General features: G+C 63.3%; 6 protein-coding genes. 2 read left to right on the forward strand and 4 right to left on the reverse strand.

What is annotated here, in order from left to right; all coding sequences use genetic code 11:
- Nucleotides 1-96 precede the first annotated feature (96 nt).
- Complete coding sequence (locus tag AC5E6W_RS00650) at nt 97-1,041, reverse strand: Gfo/Idh/MocA family protein (protein WP_491750319.1); 945 nt, start codon at nt 1,039-1,041, stop codon at nt 97-99.
- A 160-nt stretch (nt 1,042-1,201) separates the two neighbouring features.
- Here AC5E6W_RS00650 and AC5E6W_RS00655 point away from each other — a divergent pair, with 160 nt between their 5' ends.
- Nucleotides 1,202-1,699: an SRPBCC family protein gene (locus AC5E6W_RS00655; protein WP_491750320.1), complete on the forward strand. Its 498-nt coding sequence runs from the start codon at nt 1,202-1,204 to the stop codon at nt 1,697-1,699.
- A gap of 39 nt (nt 1,700-1,738) precedes the next feature.
- Nucleotides 1,739-2,755 carry a zinc-dependent alcohol dehydrogenase family protein gene (locus tag AC5E6W_RS00660; RefSeq protein ID WP_491750321.1) on the forward strand — a complete coding sequence of 339 codons (1,017 nt, stop codon included), beginning with the start codon at nt 1,739-1,741 and terminating at the stop codon, nt 2,753-2,755.
- Between the two features lie 73 nt (nt 2,756-2,828).
- On the opposite strand, the gene AC5E6W_RS00665 is transcribed toward AC5E6W_RS00660, so the two are convergent.
- The 3 genes from AC5E6W_RS00665 to dprA form a co-directional block, all read right to left on the reverse strand.
- On the reverse strand, nt 2,829-3,116 hold the full coding sequence (locus AC5E6W_RS00665) for a DUF427 domain-containing protein (protein WP_491750322.1): 288 nt from the start codon (nt 3,114-3,116) through the stop codon (nt 2,829-2,831).
- Between the two features lie 251 nt (nt 3,117-3,367).
- Nucleotides 3,368-6,307: a type I DNA topoisomerase gene (topA, locus tag AC5E6W_RS00670; protein WP_491750323.1), complete on the reverse strand. Its 2,940-nt coding sequence runs from the start codon at nt 6,305-6,307 to the stop codon at nt 3,368-3,370.
- Between the two features lie 363 nt (nt 6,308-6,670).
- On the reverse strand, nt 6,671-7,969 hold the full coding sequence (gene dprA / locus AC5E6W_RS00675) for a DNA-processing protein DprA (protein WP_491750324.1): 1,299 nt from the start codon (nt 7,967-7,969) through the stop codon (nt 6,671-6,673).
- Nucleotides 7,970-8,149: the final 180 nt, after the last annotated feature.

The raw sequence follows: 8,149 nt of genomic DNA on the forward strand, positions 1-8,149 counted from the left end.
ATTCTGAGATGTGGGTTCGCAGGATGATCGCGCCGCGGCAAGTGTTCGAGCCCGGAAATGATCTGAGCGCCAACGGCGCGACACACCGGAAGCGCCTCACGCTTTCTTCATCACCTGCTCCGTCACCCAGTCCGTCCAGATCGCCTCACGCCCCGGAGCAACCAGCGGCTTTCCCTCCAAAACCGCCGCGACAAAATCTGCAATCAATGGCAGATGCGTATTCTCCGCCGTGGGTAGCGTCTCTTCGCCGCCCGGCCAGCGCAGCGTCGGCCCATTCAGCGGCGTCAGGTTCAACTCACCCTCCACACCGACGATACGAAACTCATCCCGTGGTACCCGCGAGTTCCATCGCGCATCAACTACGGCGTGTACGCCAGCGGCGTACCCGATCACCGCCGTCGCCGAATCCTCCACCGCCAGCTCGTGCAGCGCATTCGACCGCATCCCCACCGCCCGCTCTGGCTTGCCGAAGAGAAAGTTCAACGCATCGATCCGATGCGAAGCCACGTCGTACAGCGGGCCGCCGCCAGCCATCTTAGGATCGCGCAGCCAGCCACGCTCCTCGCTCTCCAACCAGCCGTGATAGATCCCCTCAGCAAACACCGGCTTGCCAATCACACCCTCGGCAATGAGCTCCTTCGCTCGCGCCAGCTTCGGATAAAGCCGCCGATAGTAACTCACGCCAAACAGCTTCCCGCTGCGATCGGCAGCGGCGACGATAGCCTGCGCCTCCGCGAAATTCATCGCCACCGGCTTCTCGCACAGCACATGCTTGCCCGCATCCAACGCGGCGATCGCCTGCTCCGCATGCATCGCCACCGGCGTCGCGATGTACACCGCATCGAAGCTCGGCAGTAACGAATCCGCCGCCAGCGCAGCGTCCAGCGTCGTCCACGCCGCCACTCCCGGATACGCCGCCGCCTTGCTCACGTCGCGCGTCACTACGCCCGCAAGAACGCTGCGGGGCTCACCCAAAATCGCAGGGATCACCCGCTTCCGCGTAATGTCCCCAACGCCGACAACCAGCCAGTTCACATGCATAGGTGTTCAGCATAGCCTCCTTGCCACATTCGATCCAGATCGTTGACTGGGTTGCCAATGCGACTTTCGCTAGCCGCATGGACGCATCTTGACTCCGTACAACATCAACCCTACTATTTGAACACGTTCAAAAAAATGGACGACGCACGCCGGAGGCGCCATGATCCACATCGAAGAGACCACCCTCATCCACGCCCCCATCGAGCGCTGCTTTGACCTCTCCCGCAGTGTCGAGGTGCACCTCCTCTCCAACATCCACTCCGGTGAGCAGGCTCTCGCCACGGACGGCGTCATCACCGGGCTCGTCGGCCTCCACCAGCGCGTTACCTGGCGCGCAAAGCACTTCGGCATCTGGCAAAACCTCACCAGTGAGACCACCGCGCTCGATGCTCCCACCTACTTTCAGGTCACCATGGTCGAAGGCATCTTCCAGTTCATGCAGGCCGACCACATCTTCCGCTCCCTCTCGCCCACTCTCACCGAGATGAAGGACATCTTCCGCATCGCAGCTCCACTCCCAATCCTCGGCCCGCTCGCCGAGCATCTCTTCCTGCGTCGCTACATGCTCGGCCTCCTCCGCGAACGCAACGCGATCATCAAGCGCGTCGCCGAGTCCTCCGAGTGGCAGCGCTACCTTCCGCCCAACGCACAACCCTGACGCCCCAAGGGGGATAATCGCGGAGTAGGAGTCCGCTCAATGCCCCAAGCCCTTCGCCTCTCCGCCTTCGGTCTCGACAACCTCAAGCTCGTAGACATCGTCCTTCCCATCCTCGGCCCTAACGACGTCCACGTCCGCTTCCACGCCGCCTCGCTCAACTACCGCGACCTCATGGTCGTCCGCGGCGAGTACAACCCCAAGCTCGAGATGCCGCGCATCCCCGGCTCCGACGCTGCCGGCGAGGTCCTCGCCACCGGTTCCGCCGTCACCTCCCTCAAGCCCGGCGCCCGCGTCGCCTCGCTCTTCTTCCAGGACTGGCAGGACGGCCCCATCCAGCCCAGCACCGGCAAGTCCGCCCTCGGCGGGCCCATCGACGGCGTCTTCGCCACCGAGCGCATCCTCCCCGAGCGCGGTCTCATCCGCATCCCCGACTCGCTGACGTACGAGCAGGCCGCCACGCTCCCCTGCGCCGCCCTCACCGCCTGGAACGCCCTCATCGAGCGCGGCGGCCTCTACGCCGGCCAGACCGTCCTCACCCTCGGCACCGGAGGCGTCTCGCTCTTCGCCATGCAGTTCGCCTCGGCCATGGGAGCGCGCGTCATCGCCACCAGCTCCTCCGACGAAAAACTCGCCCGCGCCACGGCGATGGGAGCGTCTGCCACCATCAACTACCGCTCCACTCCAGCCTGGGACGCGAAAGTCTTCCGCCTCACCGGCAAGCGCGGCGTGGACCATGTCGTTGAAGTCGGCGGCGCCGGCACCCTGCCGCAATCGCTCAAGGCCGTCACCCCCGGCGGCAACGTCGCCCTCATCGGCGTCCTCACCGGCAAGGGATCCACTATCGACCCCACCCCGATCGTCGCCAAATCCATCCGCCTAAACGGCATCTACGTCGGCAGCCGAGGCATGTTCGAGCGCATGCTCGCCGCCATCGAAGCCAACCACATCCAGCCCGTCATCGACCGCGTCTTCCCGCTCGCCGACTACCGCGCCGCCTTCGAGCACATGCAGGCCGGCTCCCACTTCGGCAAGATCGTTCTGTCGCTCGCTCAATAACACCTTCAGCGCAAAAGGAAAACGCCCCGGACTCGGGGCGTTTTTTGCTTTAGATCCAGAAACTTGCGGGGCCCTACGTCGTGACGATCTCCACACCGCGCCAAAAGGCGACATGGTGCTTTACCTTGCGAGCGCCCGGCTTGGGATCCGGGTAGTACCACGCCGCATCGGGATTCTCCTGGCCGTCGACCAGCAGAGTGTAGTAGCGAGCCAGACCCTTCATCGGGTGGGTCGAGCTGGTGGAGCTGGGCCGAAGAAATACCCTGTTTACAGCCTCTTCCGGAAAGAAGACGTTCCCCTCAACGGTCTGAATCTGATCGCTCTCAGCCAGTGTCTGTCCATTCCAAATTGCTTTGGCCATTCTCCCCTTCCATCTCTCCAATAAGTTGATGGCGTCAGCCGCGGTGCTGACATCCTGGTACAAGCCGGAGCCGGGTTTTGCCCAGCGGCTTGCCCTAAGTATGCCACAAACCTACTGGAAATGGGAAGTCCCCGCCCGTGTCCCTACAGAAGCTTGTAGACTTCCCGTGATCTTCATCACGATTTCTCCGAACGGGAGACGACACAGCCTGCCGCTTGGGCAGGCTGTGTCCGTTCCACGCCAGCGGCCAATCAAGCCACCGCTTCCACCACCGGACGCGTCTTGTCCGCATCTGGCCGCTTCAACTCCGCAGGCTTCTCCTTCGCCTTCGGCGGCCCAACCAGCTTCGAGTACCCACACTCCGGCGGAAGGTTCGCTTCCGCCTCGTCGCCCTTGCGGCTGCGCCGCTTGGGCAGCATCTCGCGGTTGTTCGGGCACACCAGGAACGTCCCCTCGCTGTTGGCATACTCCACCAGGTAGGCCGACTCGCACTTCGGGCACGTTTCGCTCACCAGCTTCTGGTTGCTGGTGAAGTCGCACTTCGGATACCGCGTGCAGCCGTAGAAAATGTCCCCACGCCGGTTCTTCCGCACCGCGATCTCTCCACCACACTTCGGGCAAGGCACGTCCAGCAGATCCTGCTTCACGTACTTGCACTTCGGATAGCCCGAGCACGCAATGAACTCACCGTACTGCCCATCGCGCTGCAGCAGAGGCTTGCCGCACTTCGGGCAAGGCTCCTCCAGCTGCACCGGAGGCTTCGACTGCACCTTCTGCGTCAGTTTGCGGATCGTCTTGCACGGCGGATCTTCGTTGTACCCCGGACACGCCATAAACGGACCCCACGGCCCATTGCGCAACACCATTACGCGGCCGCAGTTATCGCAGTACTCCTCTTCCGCTTCTTCCTGGCCTTCCGCCGTCACCAGATCCGGCTTCGCCGCAAAGTTCTCCTTGGTGAAGTCGCAGCTCACGGGCTCGACCTGCACCTTCTTCCAGTCCTTCACTGCCAGCTTCAGCGCAGCGGCCAGTTCCTTCGGGTCCCGCGTCTTGGTCTCGACCGACCGCACCGCGCCTTCCGCATCGGTACCTACGACCTTCAGCGCCGCATGGCCAAACTTCGTCGCAACCTTCTTGAGCACCTCGTGCTCATCCTTCTTCCACGCAGCCGCGCTCACCGACATCGGCTTCTCGTTCGTGTAGTTCACGCACGAGTAGAAGCTCCCGAACTTGCCCCACTTCAGCAGCAGCGGCGATCCGCACTTCTCGCAGACCTCCGTCGTCTCCTCTTCCATCGCCTTGATGTCGCGCATGTCCTTCTCGGCGACCTTGAGCTCCTGCTCGAAGTGCCCATAGAACCCGCGCAGCAGCTCCGTCCACTTCTCCTTACCGTCGGCCACGTTGTCCAGCTCGTTCTCCAGCTGTGCCGTGTACCCGACCTCGAAGATGTACGGAAAGTTCTCCACCAGCAGGTCCGTCACGACCATGCCAATCTCCGTCGGCACCAGCTTCTGCGCGATCTTCTTCACATAGTCGCGGTCCTGGATCGTGTTGATGATCGACGCGTACGTCGACGGCCGGCCAATGCCCCGCTCCTCCAGCGCCTTTACCAGCGACGCCTCGTTGTACCGCGGCGGCGGCTGGGTCGACTTCTGCTGCGCATCCAGCTTGGTCTTCGTCAGCGGCTGACCTTCGCTCAGCTCCGGCAGCCGGCGATCCGCCGAGCCCTCTTCACTCGTCGCATCCTTCGCCGCATCGGCAGCGGACTCACCCTCGGTCGACTGAGCAGCTTCCTTCTTCTCTTCCGCGGCCACCGTCTTCGAGTCCCGAGTCGCCTTCGCCTTCTTCGCCGCCTCTTCAAAGCGCAGGAAGCCGTCGAACTTCAGAATGCTGCCTGTCGTGCGCAAGTCGTACGTCTTGCCGTTCGCCTTGCCCTCGATCTCCACCGTCGTCTGGTCGAACACCGCGGGCGTCATCTGGCTCGTCACCGCCCGCTCCCAGATCAACCGGTACAACCGGTACTGCTCATCCGAGAGATACCGCCGAATGCTGTCCGGCGTGAACGCCACGCTCGTCGGGCGAATCGCCTCGTGCGCATCCTGCGCATCCTTCTTCGACTTGTACGTGTTCTCCTTCTCCGGCAAATACTTCCCGCCGAAGCTCTTGCCCACATACTCGCGAATCTCGCGCACCGCGTCCGGGCTCATCCGGGTCGAGTCGGTACGCATGTAGGTGATCAGACCCACCGTACCTTCGCTGCCGATCTCGATGCCCTCATACAGCCGCTGCGCCACGCCCATCGTCCGGCGCACGTTGAACCCCAGCCGTCCCGCGGCCTGCTGCTGCAGCTGGCTGGTCGTGAACGGAGCCCGCGGGTTCTGCCGCCGCTCCTTCTTCTCGATCGAGACCACGCGATACGCCGCAGCCTCGAGGTCCCACAGCGCCGCATCCACCGCCGCCTTGTCCGGCAGCGCGTTCGCGATCCACTTACCCTTCTCGTCCTTCGCAGCCTTGTCGGCTACGCGCAGCGGCTCGCCGTTGATACCGATCAACCGCGCCACAAACTCGTTGCCATCGCCCTTCGGCGTCAGCGTCGCGTCGATGTTCCAGTACTCCGTCGTCGGGAAGCTATTAATCTCCCGCTCGCGCTCCACAATTAACCGCAGCGCAACGGTCTGCACCCGTCCGGCGCTCAAACCGCGCTTCACCTTGTCCCACAGCAGCGGAGAAATCTGGTAGCCCACCAGGCGATCCAGCACGCGCCGCGTCTGCTGCGCATCCACCAGGTTCTCGTCCACCTCGCGGGTGTGCTCGAACGCCGCACGCACTGCCTTCTTCGTGATCTCGTTGAACGTTACGCGGCGGATGTTCTTCTTGTCCTTCATCGAAGGAAGCAGCTGCATCCGCAGATGGGCCGCAATCGCCTCGCCTTCGCGATCGGGATCGGGCGCCAGAAACACCTTGTCGCTCTTGGCCGCCAGCTTCTTCAGCCGGTCCACCACCTTCTCCTTGCCGGGCGACACGATCAGCGTCGGCTCAAACGTCCGATGCTTCAACTCCACACCAATATCGTTCTTGGGCAGGTCCATGATGTGCCCAATCGAGGCCTCCACCACATAGTCGCTGCCGAGATATTTTCCGATCGTCTTCGCCTTCGCGGGCGACTCCACGATCACCAGGTTCTTGCCCATTGCCTACACCTTTAATACAGACGCTCTCCGGGATGCCCCGTCCGCGCTCATTCCAATGCAACCTATCACGAGTCGCGGAGGCGAAGTCAAACTTCGATCCGCCGTCCCGCTCAATCTCCAGCACCAATCGCCCCACTCTGGAGACGACTCAATCCCACGCGTGTGTTGGACTCTGGCAGCCGGAATTGGGCCGTTCGGCCTCTTTGCAGCCTGTGCAAATGTCCTTGGAATAACTCCCTCAGGAGCCTCTGGACAAGCTCCACGTTTTGTCAGGGCGGGACTTCAGTCCCGCCATAAGTAGAGCGTTTGCAACGCGGCTTTAGCCGCTGAGGGGAATCATCGTGCCAATCAGACCGCCCCTGACTACAGGCAGCGCACGTAGTTCTTGCCCGGCATGGACCGCACCCGGCCCGCCAGCTCCAGCTCAAACAGCGCCGTGAAGATCTCGCCCGAGCTCACCTTCGATTCCAGCCGCTCTATTAATTCATCCAGCTGCAGCGATTCATCCGCCCGAAGCTGCTCCAGAACCAGCCGCTCATGCTCGCCCAGCGGCATCGCTCCCCGCTCCACAAAACCCGACCGCGAACTCGCCCTTCGGACCTCGGAACCAGCCTGTCCGCTTTCGTCGAATCCAGCCTGTCGGCTTTCGTCGAATAAAGATGCGGTCGTCCCAGCAGACGATTCATCGCCACCCGAGGCAATGCCCAGCCGTTCCGCCATCTCGTCCTCCAGCGCCAGCCGCACCTGCGATGGCAGATCCTCCCAAACGTCCTCCCATGTTGCAGTTAGCTTCGCCCCCTGCTTGATCAGCGTGTTCGGCCCCCAGGCATTCTTGGTTGTCACATTGCCCGGCACCGCGTAAACATCCCGCCCCTGTTCCAGCGCACACCGCGCCGTAATTCTCGTCCCCGAGTACTCCCCCGCCTCCACCACCAGCACCCCCGAGCTCATCCCGCTCAGCGTCCGATTCCGGATCGGAAAGTTCTGCGGCGCCGGAAACGTCCCCAGCGGAAACTCGCTCACCAGCGCTCCGCCCTGCTCCACGATCTGCTCCGCCAGCCGCTTGTTCTCCTTTGGGTAAATCACGTCGATGCCCGTGCCCCACACCGCGACCGTGATCCCGCCCCCTGCCAGCGCACCCTTGTGCGCCGCCGTATCGACACCCCGAGCCATGCCACTGAAGATCGTCATCCCGCGCGCCGCCAGGTCCCGGCTCAGCGACTCCGCCATCGCCGCACCATAAGTGCTCGGCTGCCGAGTCCCAACCACCGCAATCCCCGGACGATTCAGCCGCGCCACGCGTCCACGCACCCACAAAACCGGCGGCGGATCGTAGATCTCCAGCAGCCCTGCCGGATAGTCAGCCTCGTCCCGCGTGATCCACACCGCCCCAGCATCCGCTGTGCGCGCAGCCTCCTCCATCGCCGCCTTCCGAGCCCGCCCATCGAAGACAAAATGAGCCGCCTCGACCGGCATCCCCGTGCCCTCAAGCTCGGTCAGCGCCAGCGCAAACAGCCGCTCCGCAGCCCCCAGCTGCGCCATCACGCGAGCACATCGCGTCGGTCCCATCCCCGGAGACAACACCAGCGCCAGCCAGGCCAGCCGCGCTTCCTGCGACGCTTCACTCTGCACGCGAACCCCTCTGCTGCGTAGTGCGAGCATCCTACCACCGACGCCGCAGCTGGGAGCTGGGAGCTGGGAGCTAAAAGCTAAAAGCTAAAAGCTAAACGACTACCGGCTGAAAGCCGGTAGGTTGGGGTTGCGACTGGAAGTCGCCTGAGTGCGGCTGAAGCCGCCTGCAAGGCTTCCGGCTGAGAGCCGGCTTAAGGCTCGGTGGGCGCG

The organism is Bryocella sp., from assembly GCF_058498515.1.

Excerpts from the sequence above, each read along its gene's own strand:
- AC5E6W_RS00650 (WP_491750319.1), bottom strand. The coding sequence starts at position 1,041 with ATGCATGTGAACTGGCTGGTTGTCGGCGTTGGGGACATTACGCGGAAG.
- AC5E6W_RS00655 (WP_491750320.1), top strand. The coding sequence starts at position 1,202 with ATGATCCACATCGAAGAGACCACCCTCATCCACGCCCCCATCGAGCGC.
- AC5E6W_RS00660 (WP_491750321.1), top strand. The coding sequence starts at position 1,739 with ATGCCCCAAGCCCTTCGCCTCTCCGCCTTCGGTCTCGACAACCTCAAG.
- AC5E6W_RS00665 (WP_491750322.1), bottom strand. The coding sequence starts at position 3,116 with ATGGCCAAAGCAATTTGGAATGGACAGACACTGGCTGAGAGCGATCAG.
- topA (WP_491750323.1), bottom strand. The coding sequence starts at position 6,307 with ATGGGCAAGAACCTGGTGATCGTGGAGTCGCCCGCGAAGGCGAAGACG.
- dprA (WP_491750324.1), bottom strand. The coding sequence starts at position 7,969 with ATGCTCGCACTACGCAGCAGAGGGGTTCGCGTGCAGAGTGAAGCGTCG.